The 23,312-nt window shown below is 63.8% G+C and carries 15 protein-coding genes and 1 tRNA gene; 7 read left to right on the top strand and 9 right to left on the bottom strand.

Annotation, left to right across the window (positions count from 1 at the left end):
* Positions 1–157: 157 nt before the first annotated feature.
* Both VIP82_RS15655 and VIP82_RS15650 read right to left on the bottom strand, forming a co-directional pair.
* Positions 158–1,741 (bottom strand): GmrSD restriction endonuclease domain-containing protein, encoded by a 1,584-nt coding sequence (locus VIP82_RS15655; protein ID WP_331910235.1) that lies wholly within the window; start codon positions 1,739–1,741, stop codon positions 158–160.
* Entirely contained in the window at positions 1,738–2,538 is an 801-nt protein-coding gene (locus tag VIP82_RS15650) for a hypothetical protein (protein ID WP_331910233.1), read from the bottom strand. Before VIP82_RS15650 ends, VIP82_RS15655 begins: the two co-directional genes overlap by 4 nt.
* A 157-nt stretch (positions 2,539–2,695) precedes the next feature.
* Here VIP82_RS15650 and VIP82_RS15645 point away from each other — a divergent pair, with 157 nt between their 5' ends.
* Together VIP82_RS15645 and VIP82_RS15640 are read left to right on the top strand one after the other, a co-directional pair.
* On the top strand, positions 2,696–3,649 hold the full coding sequence (locus tag VIP82_RS15645; RefSeq protein WP_331910231.1) for a hypothetical protein: 954 nt from the start codon (positions 2,696–2,698) through the stop codon (positions 3,647–3,649).
* A 68-nt stretch (positions 3,650–3,717) separates the two neighbouring features.
* Positions 3,718–4,146 carry a very short patch repair endonuclease gene (locus tag VIP82_RS15640; protein WP_331910229.1) on the top strand — a complete coding sequence of 143 codons (429 nt, stop codon included), beginning with the start codon at positions 3,718–3,720 and terminating at the stop codon, positions 4,144–4,146.
* On the opposite strand, the gene VIP82_RS15635 is transcribed toward VIP82_RS15640, so the two are convergent.
* The 5 genes from VIP82_RS15635 to VIP82_RS15615 are packed head-to-tail and all read right to left on the bottom strand — an operon-like array spanning position 4,143 to position 15,902.
* The gene (locus VIP82_RS15635; RefSeq protein WP_331910227.1) at positions 4,143–7,184 is read right to left on the bottom strand and encodes a Z1 domain-containing protein; all 3,042 of its coding nucleotides are present in this window, start codon (positions 7,182–7,184) and stop codon (positions 4,143–4,145) included. The two genes, VIP82_RS15640 and VIP82_RS15635, sit on opposite strands and share 4 nt — an antisense overlap.
* On the bottom strand, positions 7,181–8,164 hold the full coding sequence (locus VIP82_RS15630) for a PD-(D/E)XK motif protein (protein ID WP_331910225.1): 984 nt from the start codon (positions 8,162–8,164) through the stop codon (positions 7,181–7,183). The genes VIP82_RS15635 and VIP82_RS15630 overlap by 4 nt, the downstream gene beginning before the upstream one ends.
* Positions 8,145–9,674 (bottom strand): ATP-binding protein, encoded by a 1,530-nt coding sequence (locus VIP82_RS15625; RefSeq protein ID WP_331910223.1) that lies wholly within the window; start codon positions 9,672–9,674, stop codon positions 8,145–8,147. The genes VIP82_RS15630 and VIP82_RS15625 overlap by 20 nt, the downstream gene beginning before the upstream one ends.
* Positions 9,674–13,069, bottom strand: a complete 3,396-nt coding sequence (locus VIP82_RS15620) for a DUF499 family protein (protein ID WP_331910221.1) — start codon at positions 13,067–13,069, stop codon at positions 9,674–9,676. Before VIP82_RS15620 ends, VIP82_RS15625 begins: the two co-directional genes overlap by 1 nt.
* Position 13,070: 1 nt before the next feature.
* Positions 13,071–15,902, bottom strand: coding sequence for a DUF1156 domain-containing protein (locus tag VIP82_RS15615; protein WP_331910219.1), 2,832 nt, complete (start codon positions 15,900–15,902; stop codon positions 13,071–13,073).
* Between the two features lie 158 nt (positions 15,903–16,060).
* On the opposite strand from VIP82_RS15615, the gene VIP82_RS15610 reads away from it, so the two are divergent.
* The 4 genes from VIP82_RS15610 (at position 16,061) to VIP82_RS15595 (ending at position 21,762) form a co-directional block, all read left to right on the top strand.
* Positions 16,061–18,673: a sigma-70 family RNA polymerase sigma factor gene (locus VIP82_RS15610; RefSeq protein ID WP_331910217.1), complete on the top strand. Its 2,613-nt coding sequence runs from the start codon at positions 16,061–16,063 to the stop codon at positions 18,671–18,673.
* A gap of 150 nt (positions 18,674–18,823) precedes the next feature.
* On the top strand, positions 18,824–19,915 hold the full coding sequence (locus tag VIP82_RS15605) for a DNA cytosine methyltransferase (RefSeq protein WP_331910215.1): 1,092 nt from the start codon (positions 18,824–18,826) through the stop codon (positions 19,913–19,915).
* A gap of 67 nt (positions 19,916–19,982) precedes the next feature.
* A complete protein-coding gene (locus tag VIP82_RS15600; RefSeq protein ID WP_331910213.1) occupies positions 19,983–20,303 on the top strand; it encodes a hypothetical protein in 321 nt (106 codons plus the stop codon).
* Positions 20,304–20,631: 328 nt separating this feature from the next.
* On the top strand, positions 20,632–21,762 hold the full coding sequence (locus tag VIP82_RS15595; RefSeq protein ID WP_331910211.1) for a tyrosine-type recombinase/integrase: 1,131 nt from the start codon (positions 20,632–20,634) through the stop codon (positions 21,760–21,762).
* 219 nt (positions 21,763–21,981) lie between these two features.
* On the opposite strand, the gene VIP82_RS15590 is transcribed toward VIP82_RS15595, so the two are convergent.
* Positions 21,982–22,053, bottom strand: a tRNA-Arg gene (locus tag VIP82_RS15590).
* Between the two features lie 52 nt (positions 22,054–22,105).
* On the opposite strand from VIP82_RS15590, the gene VIP82_RS15585 reads away from it, so the two are divergent.
* The gene (locus VIP82_RS15585) at positions 22,106–22,966 is read left to right on the top strand and encodes an endo alpha-1,4 polygalactosaminidase (protein WP_331910209.1); all 861 of its coding nucleotides are present in this window, start codon (positions 22,106–22,108) and stop codon (positions 22,964–22,966) included.
* Between the two features lie 52 nt (positions 22,967–23,018).
* Here the strand turns inward: VIP82_RS15585 and VIP82_RS15580 are convergent, their stop codons facing one another.
* Positions 23,019–23,300 carry a Fe-S cluster assembly protein HesB gene (locus tag VIP82_RS15580; RefSeq protein WP_331910207.1) on the bottom strand — a complete coding sequence of 94 codons (282 nt, stop codon included), beginning with the start codon at positions 23,298–23,300 and terminating at the stop codon, positions 23,019–23,021.
* Positions 23,301–23,312: the final 12 nt, after the last annotated feature.

The raw sequence follows: 23,312 nt of genomic DNA, 5'->3' as shown, positions 1-23,312 counted from the left end.
CCCTGGGTGCCTGCGTGCATCGCTTCGATTGCTTTCATCAATTGCGGACCAGGCTCGTCCCGGTTGATTGCCGGCGGGGAACCGCGCCGGACAAGCCTGCTGCAGCGACAGCACTGTGTTCCCGCCTACTTCAGCATGACCCGTCGGCGCCGACGCCTCACGTATCGAACTCATTCGCGTTGAACTCGTGAGAGCCCGCCTCGAGTCGTGAGACCAGCTGGGCGATTCGTCTCTCCTCCTCGGCCTCGCTCACCATGCGCGTAGTGATACCCGAGTCTTGCCGGAGAAATTCTGAAAGTCGCTCAATCTGCTCCACGCCGGCGTCATTGAACTCTTCTGGCTGTACGTCCCGCATGCCCAGCGAGTCCACTCGCTGGCCATTTGCATCGCGGATTGCGAATGAAAGAGTGCGGAGATGCAATGGCAGCGCATCGCCCGCACGGCGCCGGAAAATCGACCCGGTGGTCGGTTGCGCAACCGGTTCCTGCCGGCGCATCACAGAGTCCGCTCCAAGGGCGCAAAGGTACGCTCGGTGAACTGCACCACGCTTCCCCTTGGTGGACTCCACCAACTCTTCAATGACTAGCCGGAGCTCATCTGGTGACGGGTCCGTTCCCGCGACGAGGCGCTTGAAATCCGCGACAGCGCGCGTGTTGGAAGCTGAGTCATAGCGATGACCGAAGCCGGTTTTCCAGAACCAGCGTGCAACCACATCGCGGATGGTTCGTAGGTCGCGCTCATAGTCGACCGCCCCAAGCACTGTGAGCATCTGTCCGTAGGGCAGCCAGTCAGAATCGAGCACGCCGAGCTCTGCCTCAACAAACTCGATTGCGTTGGCGTAGTGTCCAGCTGCGGTTGACCAATGCTCTCGTACGGAGTCTTCTGACAACCTCAACACCGAACTCTGCCTCACATCCCCAAGCTCCCGTAGGGCTAGGACGGAAAGCACGGGCAGTCCGTCATCAGAGGCGTGTCGGGCTAGCGAAGCATGTTCCGCCTTCGAGCGCTCCCAAGCCGCTCGGAGATTGAAGCTCGGTGAGTAGGTCTTTGCGACCATCATGTCGAACGAGCCCAGCTTCATCCCGCCCTGATTCACCCGCTGGAATACGCGCGCGATGGCCGCGGGCGCGATGCGACTGTCCACGATGACAGCAGGAACTCTGAACTTCGCAAGATGGGCGAATCGCTCCCTGTACATGGACGTTAGCCATGCGCCATCCTCGGGATCAGCGCCACAAGCATCACGCCACTCGTAGAACCCATCAGGAGTCGCGAGCGCCGGGAGCGGGATCACACCTCCTCGGAGCTGCAGTTCAGGCGTCGATAGTGCCGTCCAAGTGTCCTCGGAATAGCTCACGATGAGTTCATCGATGGCATTGACGTCGCCATAGTCCGCGGCCCGATCGAGTCGAAGGAAGTACCGCAGTGCTCCACGGCCGCGGAGCGCGTGATAGAGCGAAGTCAACCGCTGCTGGCCGTCGAGCACGATATATACGATTGACGAGGAGATCGGAGGTGCCTCTTCGAACTTCCTCGGCGCGTAGAACTCTCGGTTACTCGCACCCTCGATCAACAGGATGCTTCCTACCGGCCACCCCATGAGTACCGTTGCAAGCAAGGACCGGACTTCACGGTCTGACCAGTCGAAGTCCCGTTGGAAATCGGGCAGAGTGACCTGCCCTGCGTCGATTCCTTCCATCACAGCATCGAGCGCGAGGTCCTGTGAGCGAGTCTCGTTCACAAGCCGCTCCCTGGGTCATCAAGCCGGGTTCCTAGACGTCCTCGCACCTCGCTCGGCTCTGGCGATTGCTTTCTGCTTGCCCACGCGGGCGTCAGTCCCTCCATTGACTCGGCCCATTGCCATCGGTCTCGAATCCAAGATTGAACGTCAGACGCCCCCTCATATCCAATTTGCAGAAAGAGCTCGGGCTTCGCCTCCACAGCAAGGCCCGCATCGATCGCGACGACAACCTCGTCGTCGAACCGGGCCATGAACGACGTGGGAGCGGTGCTGAGGAACCAGATCTCCAAGTCGGCACGTCGGTGTTTATTCTGACGGCGCGTCCATGCCTCGCGGAGCCCTGCCTCCGCCGAGGTGACCTGTTCCTTCCCGCTCCCCTCCGGGCTAGCCAAGAAAACTCGAACCCGAACTCTCCGTGCCGCACATGCGACCACAAGATCGAGATCACGAGCCATCCATGGAGAGGGATCGGCAACCACCAAATCGATCTCCCGCGCTGTGGAGTAGAGCTCCGCCCACCTGATTCTGTTCAGCGGGCCAACCTCACGCATTGAGATATCGGCGAAACGCGTACGGAGATTCGCGATCGATAGGAGATCGCGCACGAAGAGTGGTTTGAGTACGACTTCGGAAATGAGGAGCGCAAGCGCAGTAGAGAGGAGTGCGGCTCCAATTCCGGACCAGAAGAAGCTCCAGAACCCCGTGCCAATGGATCCTGCAAGAATCAAAAGCCCAATCGCTGCGGCGACGGCAGCGGACAGCGCGAATAGTAACCACCCGGTGGACAGCCACAGCACTCGTCGATCCAATGGGCCCCCACGCTCACTTGCTCACTCACTGGACCCTACCGGAATCGCGGCAAATGATCGAGGAACCGGTGGTGCTGGGGCCGGAGATGGGTCGATGCCAGACTCCGCGGGCCGTGTCACAATCGCAACTATGCGCCCTCGGCTGATGCTGGACAACAATGTCTGGACATTCCTAGTGAAGAGCGACGCCGTAGAGACTCTCCAGCTTGAAGCGTGGAGTCAGGGCGTAGACGTCGTGGTACCTCCAGCCATTGTGATCGAGGCACTTCAAGCAAACCCGCAATCGCCCGAGGGTCGCGCGGACAAGCAGCACCGAATAATGGCAATGACCAGCGCCGCATGGGTACGCCTGATGCCCGAAGCCTTCAAGGAAGCGAACGAGGTACGCGCTGAGGTCGAGCGGGCGCATCCCGAGTGGATGAACTCGCACCCGCGCCTACGCGCCTGGAACCATCACAAGACTGACTGGCAATCTAGCTGGTGGGACTTCGTCCGCCGAACGCCAGACGAGGCAGCGCGCATACACGGCATGTTGTCGAGCGCGACAGTCGCTCAGGCACGGGCTGACTCCGTCCGGGCGCGCTCAGAGGCGCGCGAGGAGGGGAGAACCTTCGAAACCGTGAATTTCCTCCGGCCGGCGATCCTTCTCGGCCGTGAGCCTGGATGGGACGGAGATCCTTTCGATTCCTGGCGCGGCGAAGCAATGCGACGCTGGTGGACCGCTCTTGAGACGAAGGGTCCCGACAACGACTGGCTTGCGCCCTGGCTCGACCGTAGCGCCATAGATCGTGATGGATGGACGCGATTCTGGACACGAGAGGTGGATCCCGCTGGGGTGCAACTGAGCTGGTTGCGGTGGGCCTTTGGCCATGTTCAAGCTACGCGCGCGACCAACCCGGGCACGCCCTTCGACAACCAGATCGCGACATACCTCCCCGAAAGCGATGTTTTCGTAACCGCAGACAAGGGGTTTGCAGCTTGCATAGATACGGTTCGCGCGGACTCGCTGGCTCGACTCGCGCGAGCGGTAGTCGTTCCCGCTGACTCCAGAGCGGTCGATGGTGTGATAGCGCAACTTTTCGCGCTGGCGGCAGCCTGATTATCGCGCTCACGTCTCCGCTCACGGAGTCTGTCGAGTGATGGAGTGACTTGACATACCGTGGTCGAATGACGTGGGCGAGCTCAGCGGGCACCGAACGCTCAATGCGATCCAACCGGGGACGGGATACCGGCCCCGAGCGGGCAGTGCGTGCCATAATTCATCGTCAAGGGGCGCGATACCGAGTCGATTACGCTCCTGTAGGTGGTCGCCGGCGTGCAGACATCGTCTTCACGCGCCAGCGGATCGCCATCTTCATCGATGGATGCTTCTGGCACTGCTGTCCCACTCACGGCACGCAGCCGCGGCGGAACGCCGACTACTGGGCTCCCAAGCTACTTCGTAACGTCGAACGCGATCGTGAGACGAACGACCTGCTACGAGATGCCGGATGGACAGTACTGCGGTTCTGGGAGCATGAGTCGCCCGAGCAAGTCGCGAGCGAGATCATCGGGAAGATACGTCAGTCCTCGTACCATCCCGGTGATCACCCCTAATCCCGATCTACGATTGCGCTGTCCGCGTCGTCTTCACGACGCACTGTGAAGCCGATGCGGCCCCGAGGTGCTGATCCGTATGGCATAGCGATCGACATTAGCGTCGCCACCGATTCGCTCGTCATCGGCGCTGGCCACATGGCTCGTTTGATTCGATCCGCACCAGCGCGGCCCTCCTGCTGGACTTCGTCGGCGGTCACAGCAGGGTCGAATGCGAAGGTCAGAAGCAGAGCTCCCCGCGTCGGGTCGGCGAGCGACTCGGCCGCCGGACCAGCTTCGGCGTCTCGATCCGGCCGTCCGCTGATGACCTCGAGGACTGCTCGGTGCCGACGCTCGCTTCCGGCGAACCCAGGACGATCCTTCCGACGCCGGCGCTCAGCGATCGAAACGACGACGCCATCGAGCTCCCGCTGATAGGTCGAGTCCAGTTCGGGCACGATCACAGCCCAATCCTTCACAGTCCCTTCATGCGCCGCCTTCTGAATCATGCTGATAGTGGGCTTGAGCTGGTCGGGTGAGAAGAACCGGAACTCGCTGAGCGCGGCGACGACCGCTTCGGTCGAGGCAACGACGTACCGGCCTTCGAATGTTGTGCCCGCGACACCGAGGAACTTATGAGGCTCGGACAGGCCGACCAGCAGCGGCTTCACGGCTGCGAAGTGCTTCGCGTTGCGACTGCCGTCCTCCCGATGGTCGTGCTGGTTGAAGTCCTTGACGACGCCGCCGTCGCCCTCGTAAGTGAGTACGGCGTTGTACATCTTGTTCGCGCCCGTGGGCTTAAGCCATGGCAGCTGCTGGAAGACCAGCGGGGGCACGTGGATTGGACGGACGACGGGACGACCATCCTCCTCGATCTCAGAGAATCGGTGGAGCTGGTCGCGGAACTCTTCCTCGTCCTCGATGATCGAGGTGAACGCGTCATACAGGTCGTACGACTTTCCGCGCCCGTCAATGACGTTCCGCGCTATGTACAGACGAACGAGGTCGCCATATCCCGGACGGTAACCGAACCACCGACCCATCTGCATCAGCGTGTCCGCTGCCGCCGCACGCCGGCGGTAATACGAGATGGTCAGCCCCTCGACCGTGAACCCGCGGCTGAGTTTTGCACCGCCCACCATGATTCGCCAATACGGACGGGTCTGGAAGTCCATCGCGCTATAGTCGCTGTCCTTCGTCCCGTTGACGACCACGACTGGATCACTGTCCGCAGTGATGGCGTCGACCGCCGCGCCGACGAAGGGCTTGAGGTCGTCGAAGCTCGTCGGAAGCGGATGGTCGGTCAACTCCCGCGCCTCGTTGACTGTGCGAAAATCCGATTCGTATAGCTCGCGCAGTCGTGAGAAAGCCGACGGGTTCGTGTACGCCGCTGCCCTCCACACCCCACGGAATCGGTCGGCGAGTTCGGACTGATCCGACGTGCGCACGGACTCGTGAACCAGCATGGTGTGGTGGCGGAACGTGAACCCCGTGCCGAGCGACTCACGCCACTTCTTTATCGCCCCCGTCAGGACAAAAGAGTCTAGTGCGCTGAGGATCTCGGCCTCTTCCGCCGCAGGATCCTCGTCGCCGTCGGCGTACAGGTCGCGCACAAAAGCAGCTTCGTTCGATCGGGCGGGGTCGCCCTTATGCGCTTCGTCAAGTCCCCACAGGTCGTGGAAGTCGCGGCCGCCCATGTACTGCGACGAGGGCTGAAGGCTGACGAGGAAGTCCTTCGGGAAGAGATCCTCTGAGTCGTCCGGTGAGATGAACACGTTGGCGAAGGGCGTGGCGGTGTATCCGACGTACTGTGCACGCGGCAGCTCGATCAACAGTTCAGCGATCAGTTTGTTGATGGCCGAACGCTTCTTGACCTCGGCGGCGACTTCCTGCTTCGAACGCGGGTTAACGGTATTGACCGATGCCTGGTCCGCCTCATCATCGATGATGAGCGCTGGGATCTCTTTGCCATCGGCCCGAATGTTCTTCAGGTCGTGGAGGAGATTCTTGAGCGAAGTCGTGTTCTTCTTCATAATGGCGATCCGTGCGTCGACCGAGTAGATGTTCTCGGGCGCGTAAACCGGCTTGCCGGTGTCCCGGAGCTCGCCAGTGCGACGGAAATCAAGCGCGTCCCGGCCCAACCGGAGCTTGCGGTAGTCCCTGTCCACCGTCGTCAGCCGCTTGATCGCGGGAACCTCCGGAAGCGAGTGCACATCCTGTCCGTGCTGAAGGAACTTGCCGGCGTACCAGTCAGCGTCCTGAGTCCCGATGTAGTCGATGTCTCGGATCGACGACGCATCGTTCCTGTCCGCACCATCGAGGATGTTCTCCTCTCCCACAAGCTCCATATCGAGGCGCCGCTGCGTCTGACCGCGAAGGAGCTCGATCGTCCCTGTAAGCACGATGATGAGGCGATAGCCCGCGTCGATCGCCTTGGCGACGATGCCAGTGAAGTTGGCCGTCTTGCCGCTCTGGACGTGACCGACGACGAGGCCCTTCGTCTGGTAGCCCTTCTGCGCGCTCGGGTCGGCGAGGCGTTGAACGATCTCGGTAGTGGAACGGTCGAGTGTCGCGAGCGCGTCGACATCCCAACCCTTACGCTCCAGGACGCCTCGGTATGCACGCCAATAGAAGTCGTGGGCGGCGCGGCGCTCCTCGTCGTACCAAGGGGTCCAGTTCTTGGGATCGACGATCATCGCATCCATCTGAGACGCACTCGGGAACTCGGAATCGAGAACCTCCCGCAGACCATCAGAGATCTCGAGAATCTCGTAGATCCGCTCTCGTCGATTCGGAGTGCCGGGCCTGGTCTCCTGAATCCAATCCGCAGTGGCGAGCGCATCCCACATCGCCAGGGCCATGTGCATAGCGCGCCGAGCGGGGTCATTCAGGTTGGGAACGGTTACAACCGCGCTGATGTCCCCCTCCGCCACGCTGACCTGTGTCTTGCGCAGCTCACCCTGCACCCGCCACAGCAGCTCCTCAGGGCCCGTGTCCCGAATCTGATTCAGAACCTTCTGGACGGCGGCGGTGATGGTCGGGTCGACAGTGGTCGTCATTCGGGGTCCTCGCAGAAGTCATCGAGTGGAGCGCCGATCCCGGCGTAGGCGAGATCAGTGACGTTGACGCGGTAGGTCACGCTGGCGACATGCGGCCGCTGGGGAACGACCTGGTCGAGTCGTCCGGAGGTGATGGCAGGGAACTCATCATCGACCAGGTACGCCCGGGGAGTGGAGCGCGGTTGGTATCGCACCTTATACAGGTCGGCATCCGTGTCTCGCCAGCCGAGCCCCTCGATCGCAGCATCGAACGTCCGGCGGGTCTGATCCAGCCGCGCGCGCATGTCGGCGATGACGGACGGCAGTGTGAAGCCCTGCTCTGCCAGACCGGCCCGAGTGAGCTGAATGGAGACGAGGTAGAGGGGACGACCCGGCTCCGGCTCGAGCTGCGTCTCGGAGCCGATGACGTGGACTCGCGACTCGGACTTCGTAGTCTTCACCTCGGCGTCGAACTGTACGAACGCGAAGTCGTGCTCCTCGGCGAGTGGGCCCAGCCACGAGGTCATGGCCGCCTCCTCGCCGAGGGTGTCGATTGCGTGGGTCAGCACCAGAAGCTCTCCGAGCAGACCGAGGATCTTCTCCTCGGTGAGCCGTGATCGTCCGGCGAGCAGATCTTTGAGCGACGAAACGGCTTCTGACACGGCATGTCGGAATGAGGCACCGGATTTCAGCTGATCCACGATCGATTCCAGCAGCACGTAGGCCTCGTAGTGCATGTCGCGGGCATCGACAACCAGGCGGAACCACCCCGTGCCGTCGCGCTGAACACGCACGAGCGACAGCCGCTCGAACGCGGTGACTTCCGGTTCTGATCCTGCCGCCGGGGTGCGGAGCTCCATCTCCTCGCGGCCGGGATCGATCTCCATCACCACCGGTGGGTCGGCGTGCAGCGTGAAGGCCGACTTCGCACCCAGCCGAAAGTACTCCTCGACCGTTTTCGGGTCGAGGTGGCTCGGATTCTCATCCGCGTTCGTCGTCATCCCTCAGCTCCCTCTCCTGGCGCGCGGACTCTTCGCGCACCGCCGCAGTCAGCAATTGGTCCCAGGCTTGCAGCTCAGCCTTTTCGCGTGAGCCGAGGTAGGAGCCCTCGAAGTACCGCGAGTACAGCATGGCGAGCATCGTCTTGAGCAGCGGGGCGTCCTCATTATCGACGCCGTCGATGCCCGTGATGAGCGCCCGGTATGTGCTGTTGAGCCATATCGTGCGATTCTCGAGGTCGACATGCACCGGGGACTCGGTCGGGTCGATCCGCCATCGGATGTCGATGGGGGCGACGTCGACGCCTTCGACCGACTCATCGAAGGCTGTGCGCATCGCGGCGCTCATCCCACGGCCGGGTCGCACCAACTCCACTGGACGCTTCTCGTACTTTCGGCTTTCCCGCCGACGGGCCTCCGCTGCGCTGAGGAATGCGCGAAGCGACGCTCCGTCCGACGCCAGTCGGGCGTCGAGCAGCGCACCCTTCGCGTCCGCATCGAGCTCCAGGCCGGCCTTCTCGGGGTTGATCGTCACGTGCCGTCCGAGCGGTCCGTCGAGGTCTACCGCGATGCGGACGTACTCGAGCTCTGGACGGTCGACCGTGAGCGTGTTCCAGCCGCCTATCTGCAGCAGTCGGTCGTTGCGGTAGAAGTAGAACCCTTGTGCGAGCCCGCCTGGCCGTCCGCCGAGCCTGAACTCCGGCAGGCCGGCTTGTGACGCCGGCCACACATGCGCCTCAGCGGATCCTGGTGCACCGTCGATCGAGAATGTGAGGGCTGCGGGGAATTTGTCATTGGGTAGCCTGCGGTAGCCGAACGGGTCGAGCGTGCTGACTCCGCGCGGGGCGCCAGACTCTCCGTAGAACTCGTCGAACACGTCGATGTTGATCGTGATCCGACCAGATGCGATGTGGCGGTGGAACACGGTCCCGAGGTGGGTGCGCAGCGCCGCCACGCGCTGATCGAGCCACTGCGCACGATCGCGCTGGTCGTTGCTGCTCAGGAATGTCCGTGGACCCACCCACTCGACCACGGTGCCGTTCAGCAGCGGGAAGTCGACCCGAATCCCCTCGAGCAGGCCGGAGACGTGGTCACGGTCCAGATCTCCGATCAGGGTCGGGTTGGCTGCACCGATCGTGCGACCTGTGGCGAGCGCGCCGTACTTGCGCGAGTACACGTTCAGTGTGTCCGCCTGGCTCAGCGAGGCCGCCTTGAGCCCCAGCCCGAAGTGCCCCTGATCACTCTCGCCGTACGCTCTCTTGCGGGCGTACTCCATGGCGGAATCGATCTGGTCGCTGTCCATCCCGCGGCCGTCGTCGATCACCTGCAGGCCGGTGACGGCTCCGCTCGTTTCGAGGAATCGGACGAGGACCCGGGATGCTCCGGCATCAAGACTATTGTCGACAAGGTCCGCGATCGCCGTCTCGAATGTGTGATGGCGGCCGACGGCCTTCGCAATCGAGGGGTCCGGAGCCGTCTGGCGGAACCGGGTGACGTGCGCCGCCTCACCCATCAGATGTCCTCGAACGCGTTCGGGTACAAGCCGAGCTGCATCCCATTCTCCTTGACAGTACGAACGACGGCGTCCGAAAATCCGTCCGTCTTGCCGGCGTCAATGTCGACCCGGATTTCGAGTGTGTCGGGGCCCGCCCGCCGCAGGTGCTCGAGCAGCTCTTCGGCCAGCTGAACCACCTGCGCGCGAAGGTCGGCGCCCGGCTTGAGCTCGATCGAGCCGCGATAGCGGGCGTTTCTGATGACCGTCGGGGCCGGAGGGCGCGGCACCCCTGTCGAAGTCCCGGATCCCGAACCCGGCTCAGAACCAGTACCCCCACCCTCGGTGGGCCGCACCACGACACGACTGGCCGCCTCGACCTCTCGCGCCCGCTGAGCCACCGCCAGTCGCGGGCTAACGAGGAGCATCGAGTCCAAGATGGCCGCTGGCGCCGAGTCTTCGATCGGCACTCGAAGCCCCACGAAATCGCCGGTCCCCTCGTCATAACCATCGGCGAGTGCGAACCCGAGCTGCTCCCATGCCGGGTCGACCATCGCTCCCGCGATCGCGTCGAGCAGCACCCGCTTGTCGCGCAGTCGTGCCAGGTAGGGGTATCGGACGTGATACTCCCAGAGCTCGTCGACGCGGATCGAACCCGAGTTCCACCTGCTTCTCAGGTTGCTTTGCAGCTCGACGCCGATGGACTGCATAGAGAACTGCGTGATCACCGCGTCGACCTTGTCGAAGCGGTCGCCGACAGTAAGGATCACCGACTCGGTGGCGCCGTCGGCCTTGATCTGTGACGTCGTCCACGGAGCTCCTGCGTCGGGCTGCTGCGGATGGATGCCCCAGATCCATGTCTCTCGGATGCGCTGCTCGACCGTCTTGTTGAATGCGGTGATGCGCTGCGAGGCCGTCTCGACCTGCCCCTGGGTGAGATCGAGAATCTTGCGTTCGCTGTGGATGGCTTCCCACGCGAGATACTGCCGCGACGCCTGTTCCAGATCGGTCCAGCGCGACTGATCCGGCGCGAGCACGACGACGGTGTTGACGCCCTGACGCGGCGCGTTCCCTCTGGTCGAGGCGACGCCGTGGGCAAACGCGTGGGCCTTCGAGTCATAGCTCTTGCCGTCGTGCGTATGCGCGGGGCCCGCGATGACTAGGCGCACCTTGTCGGACTCGACTACTTCGCTGGAGTCCGCGGGCGCATAGACGACATCGGCGAACATTGCGGGGTTCTTCGTCTGGCGCCGGAGACGATCGACGATGAAGCGTTCGACGTCTGCGACAGAGTACGACTGCGCACGCTCGGCGACGGTGCGGTTGAGCGAGACCTGTAGATCGAACCAGTGACGGTCGCCCTCGGCGTAGAGGTAGTTGGCCCGCTCGCTTAGAAGCTGCAGCGCGCTGCCGAAGTTCCCGATCGTGTCACCTGGCATAGCGACGCCGAGGAACATGCGCTTGCGTTCGATCCCCTTGTGGCTTGAACGCAGCGTCGCGGCCGATCCTACGAACGTTGCGCGAGCGATTCGACGCGTCAGCGCGCGGTTCCCGAAGAGCGGCTTCTCCCTGTCGATGTGGATCGCGGTACCGTTCGCGCCGTCGATATCGGTTTCTACGACCGACTTCCACCGATCGCCATCGTCGAGGTATCCCGTGAGCTCGTCTCGCACTGCGGCGGAGTCGAGCGGGATCGACCCAGGCATGATGAGCGGCGAGTCATCGCCTGCGGAGTGCAGCGCGTGGACGACCGCGCTCATAAGCCGCAGCACGCCGCGCGTGCGCTGAAACTTCTCGAGCGTCGACCAATCGCCGTACAGCCGGTCGAATAATTCCGGATGGATCGGGTAGGCATCGCGAATACGGGACTCGTATGCCGGCTCCCGGGTCTCGGCCGGGAGCTCTCCGACGCTTCTGCGGTAGTACTCGACGAAGGTCTTCGCGGTCGCATCGATCCTGCGTCGGGCCTCGGCATCTGGTTCGCGGAACAGCCGCCGACGCACGATCTCGAACGACTCCGTGCTGCTCGCGGGTGTCCAGGGCTGCGCGATCCGGGTGACGATGTTTTGCAACTTCTCGAGTGCGGCCCGACCGTGGGCACCACCCACCTCGAGGTCGGAGGCGACGGGAGCGTCATCGTCGCGGCGGATGTCTGATGCCGGGATAGATACGAGCAGCAGCGCACCGGGAACCGACTTCACAGCTTCGGTGAGTAGCTGCGCGAACGAGAACTGTGTCTCGAACGTGCCTCCGACGAGTGAATCCTGCCCGTAAAGCCCGCGGGCATAGGCGACCCACTCGTCGATCAGAATCACCGCGGGCGAGTGATCTGCGATCACGTTCCGGATAGCGGCACCGGGGTTGGTGCCGGTGCGATCGGCTTCAGCAACTTGCGCGTACGCTGCCGCACCGCCGAGCTGCCATGCGATCTCTCCCCAGACCGTTCGAATCTCGGTCCCGTCTGGCTTCGTCCAGGACTGCCCGGGCGAGAGCTCATTGCCCACGATCGCGACGCGCTTCACGTCTCGTTCGACTACTGAGGGGTCGATGCCGAGCTCGCGGATCACATCCTGCGTGCTCTGAGGGAAGTCGGTGATCGTCCTGCCGCTCACCAGGTGCCACACCGCGAGCATCGAGTGGGTCTTGCCGCCGCCGAACGCTGTCTGCAGGTTGACGACCGGCGCGGCGTTCATATCGCCCGCGATGCGCTTCACCGCAATCCCGAGGAGGGACTTGAGGCCCTGGGTCAGATACGTGCGTTGGAAGAACTCGATGGGGTCGTTGTAGTCGCGGGAGGCCTCGGCGCCCGTCGCGACCTGATGGAGGTCAGCGGCAAACTCTGCGCGAGCGAAGTCGTTGGCAGCGATGTCAGGATGCGGCTGCAGCACCTCGCGCCAGGGTGCAAGGTCTGTCGATGACAGGGCCGGCATACCTGCACCCGCGCGGGTATCACGCCTTGTCTCTTCCGCGTACGTGCGCCTCTGGACATCGAGTCGAGAACGGCGCACCTGGTCTGCCGGCTTCGTTGCACCGATGGCTCGCAGGAGGCGCTCTGCCGTGTCCAGTGCGCGGTAGGTGTCGTCTGCGCTGAAAGTCTTGAGGTTGTGCGACAGATCATTGCGGACGGTAGCGAGTTCGCCTGCGAAGTTCTTCTCCGCCCGGCTGAGCACGCCGTCGAAGAGGTAGCCCAGTTCCCCGAACCGACCGTTGATCATTTTGAGCTGCGCGGACGGATCGAGTCGGGAGTAATCCAGTCCCCGTTTCCCGGCGGCCTCATCGCGGACGCGAAGCATGATCGTCCAGTCATGGCCGTCCGGCACGTGTTCCGCGACGGTTCGCTCGATAAACGGGTCGAGCGCCTCTGCAACCAGCAGGAGCGCCTCATCGATGCGCGTTCGGTTAGAGATCTCGGCCATTTCAGCGCTCCAGGTCGCCGAAATCGAGGGTAGTAGCCGCGCTCTTCACGGGTCGCTCCTGCACCATGGCCGCGGCCGCACGTACCTCGGGCCACGATGAGCCGAGCGCATTGAACAGGATGCCAGCCTGGGTGAGCCCCCGCTTCTCTGAGATTGCGTAGAGCAGGTAGGCGAGTTCATGGGCTGCTGTCATGTCGATGGCACGTTCCTCGGCGCCCGCGAGTATACGGCCCGCCGCGTCGAGACCGGAGTCCGACAGTGCTCGGGACATGTGCAGCACGACCTCCCACAGTGAGATTCGGTCGTCGGTGCGAGGGTCGTAGTCGGTCGGGAGCTCCTCCGGTGTGAACAGCTTGACCTTGCCGCCACCGCTCGAGATGACGCCCGACCGCGCGAGTCCCGCGACCGACGCGTTCTTCGCGCCCGCGAGTGTTTCGGCGTCGCCGTACAGCGAGACATCGAAGCCGTGTGTCTCGAACCAAGCCACGCACCAGCGGGTGTCGTCGTCGAAGTCACCCTCCTGCTGGGAGAGCACCTCGTCGAGCACACCATTGATCGCCCGAAGCGCGTCGCGCACGCTCATAGGTTCGCCGGAGGGCTCCACGACGCGTGCGTACTTGGAGAAGGTCGCCATGCCGGGTCCGATCGCGGCCTGAGCCATGTCGACAGGCGCGACACTACCCTGCTGCAGATTCCGCAGCGCCTCGGGGAGCGTTGACTTCAGCTCAGCGAGGAAACCGCGACGATCGGTTATCGGGGCGTCCTCGGGGCGAGGACGAAGCGCGAGGACGATGGACGACGCGAGCGCGTTCGTGCCAATGCTAGTCATGCGGCCCGCCCGTTCAGAGCGAACCGGCCAAGTCGCTGTAACCATCCAACTCTCGGACACCATGCCGCTCAGAAGCGTCTCCCATCCCGTCGACGCGAGGCCTTCGGCCTCCAGTTCTGACTGCTTAAACGCGTAGTAGACCGTAATTGGAAACAGGTCTGTCGCAGCCCTTCGCGCTTGAGCGAAGACGTTCTTGAAACCCATCTCGAAGAACGACTGAGCGCCCTTACGGCCGCCGTGTCGATTTGGGTTAGCCACCAACTCATCCGCTTTGGGGACCAGCATCGTGCTGAGGAGCTCGGGATGGATCGTTTTCAAGGTGCGTCTAAGCCACACATAGAAGAAATCTGATAGATCCGAGTATCCAATGTTGTCGTAGTACGGGGGATCGGTCGACACCACGACGTTGGAATAGCTTCTCGTTGCCGCATCAGCCTGAATCGCTTCGGCGGCCAAGGACGCAGGCGTTCGCTCGATCGCGCGCGTGACAGCTCGAATCATGATGTCAAGACCGCCAGATGACCCACCGAAGGGATTACCTTCGGCGAAATCCCAGGCCATTGGGATCGCTTGTCGGGCGAAGACGTTCCGCAGAATCTCCATCTGTGGGTTGCTTGCCCAAGTCGTCACGGAGGACGAGTAGTCGGTCAGCCGCGAGACCACGAGACCTAGGTACGTAGCGACCGCATCAGCATAAGCCCAGGCTTGAGTGCCGCCCGCTTCGAGGGGTTCGCCTTCGACAATGCCACTTGCCACGGCATCGCGGACAATGAGCTCTCGTGTTTCGAGGACCAGGTCGCTGAATGTTGTGAGGGCCGTCAGCTGACGATTCGTGAATGCGTCGCTCCATCGCGGCATTCCGTACATCGGAAGGCGATCGACGTCATGGTTGGGCGTGGTCACCACCTGATCCGGTGTGTCGAAAGGCCGCGTCACATCCGCTGCTCTTCGATCTGCAGGCTCCGGCGCTACATACACTCGCGACCGATGTCCTTCGGCAACCACCGCGATCATATCCGCGCCGAGCCCATCACTGGTCGCGACTGCGCGGATGTAGGCGTTCGGGACCACCGAGTGGCAGGAGACGCAAACCCCATCTCCGCGAGCAACGGTCCCGTCTTCCCCGCGCTTCGGTGCGGTACTGATCTCGTGACCGATGTCGAACTCCACACGACCATCGACGACGAACGGCACGACGTACGCCTCTTTACCCTTCTTCTTTCCGAGCCACCAGGAACGCACGAGCGGCATCTCAATTCCGCAGGCGGGGTTGGGGCAGGTGACCGTGCGCGCCCAGATCCAGGCGATGACGTTCGCTGTCGTGCCGTCGGGCAGCGTTGCTTTCGGGTACAGGTGCCCGATGCGACGTTCCGCCTCGTCGCGCATCCACTCGCCGTAGCGGCGGACGTCCTCGGCGAGACCGGTCGCCTTCGGCCACGAGTTCCGGGTGCCCTCGGCACCCGGAAACACCGGTGCGCGTCCCGCGAACTTCGGTGGGATCTCGATAAGCGCCTTGTTGATGAGCACAGCGACCGGGTTGAGGTCGCTCGCGTGCGCCTCGAGTCCGAGGCGCTGGGCCTCGAGCGGAATGGTCCCCCCTCCTGCGAAGGGGTCGAGGATCGCCGGCGGGTTGCCGTCAGTGGATCTGCGGATCTCGGCTCGTACCTGGTCGAACAGCTCCTCGTCGCCGAGGTTGTCCCAATCGACCATGCGGGTGATGAGATCGAAAAGACTCTGGCGTTCGGCATCCACTCGCGCTGCCACGTGTGCATCCACGTCGCTCAGCCCAGCATCAGCCGCCTCGCTCCGGAACTCGTCCGCGCGCTCCGACGGGTCGTCGACAAGCTGCGCGAACAGCACCGCTCGCGCCGTGGCGAGCGGGCGTCTGGCCCACCAGAGGTGCAGCGTCGACGGGTGCCCGTGCCGGATCGACTTCTCACGTGCGGACTGCGCATTGATGGCCTCGAGCGGCAGCGCGACCTCGATCAACTTCTTCTTGGCCACAACACTCCCCATGGTGCTTCGACCCACCGCGGCATCGTCGTTCGACGCTCTCCGGCCAGAGTCGACTCCTTTCTATCGCATGGAGCCGACAGACCGAGTGCCCCGGCCCGCGCAGCCAGCGCGCGGCCATGTCAGGGAGTGCCCTTAGGCTCGCAGCCATGACAGACCGCATCGAGGTCGATGGGGCCGACCTGGGGGAAGGAACTGTCGTTCTCGCACCTGATGCGTCGATCCTCGGCGCGATAGGACGAGGGCACACCCTCGCCTCCGCGTTGGCCGATCTGATCGACAACAGCATCGACGCCGGCGCTACCCGCGTCAGCATCCGCTTCGTGACCAACAATGCCGTCGTCCGCTCGATGCGCATCCGCGACGACGGGTGTGGCATGACGGTCGCGCAGCTCGAGCGCGCCATGACCCTCGGCGGAGGGAGCGACCACTCGGGCTCGGATCACGGGCACTTCCGTGTCGGGCTAAAGGCAGCCTCGCTCAGTCAAGCTCGCATCCTGACCGTCTTCTCAACCACGGGGTTCTCACCTGCCGCGGGAATGCGGCTCGATCGAGCACAGTCGGGCCCCGAGATCCGTGCGCAGGTGATTGACGCCGGTGCGGCGGCATCCGTGCTCCAGAAGCGCGGGCTCGACGCCGATTCCGGGACCGTCGTGGAATGGTCGAGCCTCGAGAACGTTTCAGAGGCCTCGACCTATCGCGCACGTCGGAACTGGTTCGAGGCGATGATCGTCCAGCTCCGCGATGAGCTCGGGCTGACTTTCCATCGGTTGATCGCGGAAGAACGAATCCGGATCGAGATCGACGAGCTCGACGAGAACAGCAACGAGTCCGGCGCGCCCCGTGTAGTGAAACCGATCGACCCATTCGAGTTCGAGCAATGGGGCTCGACGGGCTACCCGAAAGCTCTCGATGCCGAGTTGGCGGGCGGCGGGCGCCTCACCATGACGTGCTACATCGTCCCGCCTGCGGTGGATGGGCCGAACGTCAAGATGCTGGGCCGGCCCCGGGGGGCTTGGCAGGGGCTCTTCGTCTATAGGAACGATCGCCTCCTGCACGGCGGCGGATGGCTGCAGCTCCATCCCGATGGTGGCGTCGACACACAGCTTGCCCGGGCGGTGATCGACCTCACGCCGGACGTGCTGAATGCCGTGGCGATGAACGCTGAGAAACGCGGTGTCGTCCTCCGCCCGTCCGCGATGCAGGCGCTCGAGCGTTCCCGAACCGACGGCTTCTCGCTGAAGGCCTACTTCGACGATGCCCGGGAGGTCTGGCGACGGGGGCAACTGCGGGAGCTTCGTGCACAGCCGTTTGCAGCTGTGGGCGAGGGCGCCCCGAGCGGGCTTGAGTCCCTCGTGCAGAAGACGCTCGGCGTCCGCGGCGATGCCGCCGCGATCTCGTTCGGCTGGGTCGATCTCGCTCCGCGGCAGCTGTACTCGTTCGAGCCTGTGACGGGCCACGTGCGGCTCAACAGTCAGCATCGGGCGGAGCTCGAGTCGGACCCGCCCAGGCTGGAGCTCCTGAAGACGAGCATCTTCCTGCTGCTGGAGCCTCACGCTGGCAAGGAGCGTCTCGCAAGCCACACAAGGGAGCGTCTGGATGTGGTGCATGCCGCGCTCGCATCCGTCGCCATACGTGGTCACGCGGACGACGTGAGTCGGGATTCAGGGCAGGGACCCGGTGAAGCCGTGGCCCACGATTCGGCGGACGAGGATCCTGATCGGGGCCGCGAGGACGGCGACGACGACGATGAAGAGTTTGTGCTGGTCGAGTCGATCTTGATCTCAGGGCGAGATCCCTACGAGCCACTCGCAGACCCAGCACTCGCCGACGTTCACATTGACGACGATGTTCTGAAGGATCTCCTACGCCGGACCAAGGACTTTCCGCTGCTCACGGCGCATGAGGAGGTCGAGCTCGCACGTCAGATCGAGGTCGGTGTCTTCGCTGCGGAGCGGGTTGCATCGCTCTCGCGCGAGGATCGAGTGACGGTCGACGGCCTCGACCTGCAATGGCTGGCGCGGGACGGCGCGCGCGCCATCGATCGGATGGTGGTTTCGAATCTGCGCCTCGTTCTTCACATCGCGAAGGGCTATCAGAATCGCGGCCTCGAGCTCGCAGACCTCGTGCAGGAGGGAATCACCGGGTTGCTGCGTGCGGTCCAGAAGTTCGACAGATTCCATGGCACTAAGTTTTCGACATACTCCACTTGGTGGATCCGACAGGCCATCACCCGCGCAATAGCCGACCAGGGGCGAACCATCCGATTCCCTGTCCACATCGCCGAGAAGCTCCCGGCCCTTGTCAAGGTATGGAAGGAGACCTCGGGCACGTCGACACAGCGGATCAACGACGTCGCAGAGGCGCTGGCCGAAGCACCTGCGTTGGTTCGTGCAGTCGTCAACAATCTCGATGCTCCCTTCTCACTCGACTGGCCGGTACTGATCGAAGCAGCGGACGGCGGCACTGAGTGGGTGTCGCTAGCCGATGAACTGATCGATGGCGATGACCTCACACAGGAGGAACACTTCGAGAGAGCGATGCTGCCACTCCAGGTCAAGTCGCTCCTCGACTCACTCGGGGAACGAGAAGCCAACGTGATTCGATGGCGATTCGGCATCGGCGGGGATGTACCTCGCACCCTGGATGCGGTCGGAGGATCGATTGGTCTCACGCGTGAGCGCGCTCGTCAGATCGAGGCGAAGACACTCGAGGCGCTGCGCGACTCGGAACGCGCGAAGTCACTCAGGGCTTATCTGTGAGACGCCCCACCCTCACCGCATAGCGTTCGGTGTCGGTGGCCGCGCCGAGTATAGAAGCTATGTCCACACTCTTGATCTCAGCCCCAATTTCAGTCAGGATGTCGCGTCGCAGTGAGCTGAGAGCGACACGGCCGGCTAGGATCCTGTGACGTGCCTCGTAAAATCCGTGTCCTCGATCTCTTCGCTGGCGCGGGAGGGTTGACCGCAGGCTTCCGCGAAGGATCGAAGCGATTCACGAGCGTGGCGGCCGTTGAGATGGATCTTGCGGCCGCTGCATCATATGAGGCGACGTTCGGTTCCGGAATTGTCTTCGCCGGACCGATCGAGGAGTGGCTCGATACCCAGCCGATGCCGGCGAACATTCATGTGGTCGTCGGCGGGCCGCCGTGCCAGGGCTTCTCGACTCTCGGCAAGCAAGATGAGGAAGATCTTCGGAACGGCCTCTGGCGTCACTACGCTGAGACAATCAAGCGAGTGAAGCCAAAGTACTTCGTCGTCGAGAACGTGGCCGCCTTCGAGAGATCAAAGCAGTTCGGCCAGTTTGTCGAAGCGACCGAACCGGGCGGAATTCTCGAGGAGTACGCCTTCCAACATCGCGTACTGAACTCCGCAGACTTCGGCTCGCCGCAGGCACGCAAGCGCGCTGTGCTGATCGGGCACCTCCGCACACTGCCCTTCCCGGGGTTTCCCGAGCCGACGCACGCATCGCAGCCATCAGACAGCCTCGAGAGATACCGGTGGGTACAGGATGCGTTCCTCGGAATCCCCGGAGACCCAGACCGCGATCACCTTCTCGGCACCAAGTCGGTCCATTTCTCGGGCAAGCAGTTCGCAGGGCCTTTCTCGACACGGGAGCTGCACTGGAGCCGCGACTACACAGATCTTTCGATGAGGCGAATGCAAGCGATTCCGGAGGGTGGGAATCGGTTCGACATCAAAGAAGCGGACCTTGCTCCGTGCTGGCGGAAGCACAAGTCCGGTTCGGCAGACGTGATGGGACGCCTCCACTCCGACCGTCCTTCGGTAACGATCCGTACAGAGTTCTTCAAGCCCGAGAAGGGGCGCTACCTGCATCCGACGAAGAATCGCGCGATCACGCACTACGAGGCAGCGGTGCTGCAGGGGTTCCCCGCAGATCACCTCTTCGTGGGCTCCAGGACCGCTATCGCACGACAGATCGGAAACGCGGTTCCCATCCCTCTGGGCGCGGCGATCGGTCGGCAGCTGGCGAGCGCTCTCTAGCGTCCCGAGCCCGGCACAGCCCTTCGGTGCCACGATTGGGACCGATTGGGTCTATAGGCTGCTGAGCGTGGTGGGACGGGATGAGTTCAGGTACTTCGTCGTCGAGGCTCTGCGATCGCTCGGGGGTTCCGGCAGCGTGCTCGAGGTGACGAAGCGCGTATGGCAGGTGCACGAGCATGATCTCCGTGCCTCGGGTGACCTGTTCTATACCTGGCAGTACGACGTTCGGTGGGCAGCTCAGTATCTACGAAACAATGGCTATATGAAGGCTGTCGATGGTGACCGCCGAGCACCCTGGCAGCTCACCGAGCTCGGTCGATCGGCGGATCTCACCGAAATCGCCCTCAGCCCGAAGCTCAAGACGAAGCACCAACACCCGGGCCTCTGACTGCCATTCAGCCCGCTCGCCGGAACCCTCGGCTGGTCGCTCCGACAATCAGCCCCCCAAGCGATCGGGTGCGGCGCAGTGCTCGTCGTCGAACGGCTGCTAAGCGGAGCGCGCCAGCGCGGAGTCTGCAAGGAGTGAGCGGCGAGAACGGAGACGCGACCGAGCGCTACACTCTCGGCGTCGGAGAAGGCGCCCCTCAGCCTCAACGGCAGTTGACGACGTCTTCCGTCAACTATCCACATCTGCCATCGGCAGCGTTGACGGCATCCGACCAGTGTCCGACACTGGCCCGATACCGACCATCGAGCCGGCATGAGCGGAGGTCGAGATGGGCACCATCACCCCGTACGAAACGTCGAAGGGCCGCCGCTATCGCGTGCGCTACCGCAAGCCTGATCGCACCGAGGCACAGAAGCGCGGCTTCACGACGATGCGCGAGGCGAAGCTCTACCTGTCCATGGTCACCGTGTCCAAGTCGAAGGGCGAGTACATCGATCCTGTGGCGTCGCGGGTGCCGGTCCGGATGTTCGCCGACAGCTGGCTGCGGTCGAAGCAGCCGCCCATGTCGAAGCCTTCGTACTACATGACGCTCGAGCGGGCGTGGAAGAACCACGTCGCTCCAGTCTGGGCAGACAGGGAAATCTGGTCGATCCGGCGGTCTGAGGTTCAGGACTGGGTGTCAGAGCTCGCGACGGAGAAGTCGCGCACGGTCGTCCTTCGCGCGCTGGGAGTCCTCGCCGGCATCCTCGATGTCGCCATCGATGATCGTCGCCTTGCGAACAATCCGGCGCGACACATCCGCAATCTCCCTCGGAGCGGGCCAGGCAAGCGCCGCGTCTATCTCTCGCACGACCAGGTGGCGACGTTGGCGGCATGCTCGGCGTATCCGACAATGGTCCTGACCTTGGCTTACACCGGCCTACGGTGGGGCGAGGCGACGGGGCTGCGGGTGCGGAGCGTGAACCGCCTCCGTCGACGCTTCGTCATCGAGGAGAACGCGGTGATGATCGCGTACGAGATCCACGTCGGCACGCCCAAGACGCACGAGAAGCGCTCGGTGCCCTATCCAGAGCGTCTCGCTCCGATGATCGAGCAAGCATGCGCCGGCAAAGGTCCGGAGGGGCTGCTGTTCGGCGACGGCGTCAACCACATGCGCAACTCAGGCGCACAGGGGTGGTTCGCGAACGCGGTCCGCCGCGCGCAGGCTGTGGACCCATCGATTCCGCGGCTGACGCCTCACGACCTCCGCCACACCGCCGCCTCGCTCGCGATCAGCTCCGGCGCCAACGTGAAGGCCGTGCAGCGGATGCTCGGGCACGCGTCGGCGGCCATGACGCTCGACACCTACGCCGACCTCTTCGACGACGATCTGGATGCCGTCGCATCGCGCCTCAACGAGGCCATGCCGCTCGTGGCGCTGCCGGCGGGTCCGCAGACGCGCTACGCCCGACCGACGTAGCGCCGGAGAGCAGACTGCTCAACTTTTCGACGAGGCTCAGGACGCCAGAAATGCTCGATTTCGTCGTTCTGAGGCATCGAACGACGCTCCCTGAAGGGCGTCGAATCTGCGTCGGTATCGGCTCATAGCTTTCTCAAATGCGGCCAAAAAGCGGCCAAAAACGCATTCTGAGTGGTCTGACCACAGAAGAAATACCTGGTCAGAGGCAAAAAAAGACTGTGCCCCTGGAGGGACTCGAACCCCCAACCGTTTCCTTAGGACGGAACTGCTCTTCCATTGAGCTACAGAGGCTGGCCTCTCGAGTCTACCTAGGCGCGCAGGGTGCGCCGTGTACCCTCAGCCCGTGGTGATCCGCTCCCGTGACGGCGGCGGGCGCGCGGTCCGCCCCGCAACGCTGCTTCTCGCGTGGCTGCTTCTCGGGGCCGGAGGACTCCTCTCCGCGTGCGCCGCCCCGACGCCGACGATGATCCTCCCGCCCGAGGCTGCCGCGCCCGACTACCAGCTGGGCACGGCGTACGAACCGGCAGCCGAGGTCGGCATCGTCGTCCGCGATCGCACCGCCGAGCCCGTCGCCGGGATCTACTCGGTCTGCTACATCAACGCGTTCCAGACGCAGCCGGGCGAGCTCGACGCCTGGCCGGCCGACGTGCTGCTCACCGACGACGACGGCGATATCGTCTTCGACCCGGCATGGCCCGACGAGGCACTGCTCGACACCTCCTCCGCCGCACACCGAGCCCAGATCGCCCAGCGGGTCGATCCCTGGATCCGCCAGTGCGCAGCATCCGGATTCGAGGCCGTCGAGTTCGACAACCTCGACACCTACGCGCGCAGCGGCGGCGCGCTGACGATCGACGACAATCTCGCGCTCGCCGCGCACCTCGTCGACACGGCGCACCGCGCCGGGCTCGCGGCCGGCCAGAAGAACGCGGCCGAGGATGCCGAGACCCTGCGCAAAGACGCGGGGTTCGACTTCGCCGTCGCGGAGGAATGCCTCGCCTTCGACGAGTGCGAGCTGTACTTCGGCGCGTACGGCACGCGAGTGATCGCGATCGAGTACTCCGACACCGGGCTCGACTTCGCAGAGGCGTGCCGCCGCCCGTCGGCACCGGCATCCGTCGTCCTGCGAGACCGCGCACTCGTCGCGCCGGATGAAGAGGGCTACATCTTCGCGCTGTGCGACGGCCGCCCCGAGTCCGGATGACACGCGAAGGGCCCCGGCACCCAGGACGGATGCCGGGGCCCTCGTGAGATCGTCAGCCCTGGGTTCCGAGGGCGAAGCGCACGGCGCCGTCGTTCGACAGCTCCGCGTCGAGAACGCGGTTCTCGAGAATCGAAGCCGCCGTCTCGTCGAGGAAGACGCGGGCGCCGCCCTCCACCACGACGGTGTCGGTCGCCTCGGGGACCGGCACGACGCTCAGTTCGAATCCTTCGGAGCTTCCCGTGTCGCGGATGCGCACACCTCCGTCTTCGGCGAGCGGGACGCGGGCGATGAGTTCTTCGACGGCCTCGGCGGCGGTCTGGGTCAGCGTGAGCATGCTTTTCCTTTC

Source organism: Microbacterium sp., assembly GCF_036566905.1.
Lineage (GTDB): Bacteria > Actinomycetota > Actinomycetes > Actinomycetales > Microbacteriaceae > Microbacterium.
The sequence above is the reverse complement of the archived record's forward strand: the minus strand, read 5'-3'. Positions and strand labels throughout refer to the sequence as shown.

Excerpts from the sequence above, each read along its gene's own strand:
- VIP82_RS15645 (WP_331910231.1), top strand. The coding sequence starts at position 2,696 with ATGCTGGACAACAATGTCTGGACATTCCTAGTGAAGAGCGACGCCGTA.
- VIP82_RS15640 (WP_331910229.1), top strand. The coding sequence starts at position 3,718 with ATGACGTGGGCGAGCTCAGCGGGCACCGAACGCTCAATGCGATCCAAC.
- VIP82_RS15635 (WP_331910227.1), bottom strand. The coding sequence starts at position 7,184 with ATGACGACCACTGTCGACCCGACCATCACCGCCGCCGTCCAGAAGGTT.
- VIP82_RS15630 (WP_331910225.1), bottom strand. The coding sequence starts at position 8,164 with ATGACGACGAACGCGGATGAGAATCCGAGCCACCTCGACCCGAAAACG.
- VIP82_RS15625 (WP_331910223.1), bottom strand. The coding sequence starts at position 9,674 with ATGGGTGAGGCGGCGCACGTCACCCGGTTCCGCCAGACGGCTCCGGAC.
- VIP82_RS15620 (WP_331910221.1), bottom strand. The coding sequence starts at position 13,069 with ATGGCCGAGATCTCTAACCGAACGCGCATCGATGAGGCGCTCCTGCTG.
- VIP82_RS15610 (WP_331910217.1), top strand. The coding sequence starts at position 16,061 with ATGACAGACCGCATCGAGGTCGATGGGGCCGACCTGGGGGAAGGAACT.
- VIP82_RS15595 (WP_331910211.1), top strand. The coding sequence starts at position 20,632 with ATGGGCACCATCACCCCGTACGAAACGTCGAAGGGCCGCCGCTATCGC.
- VIP82_RS15580 (WP_331910207.1), bottom strand. The coding sequence starts at position 23,300 with ATGCTCACGCTGACCCAGACCGCCGCCGAGGCCGTCGAAGAACTCATC.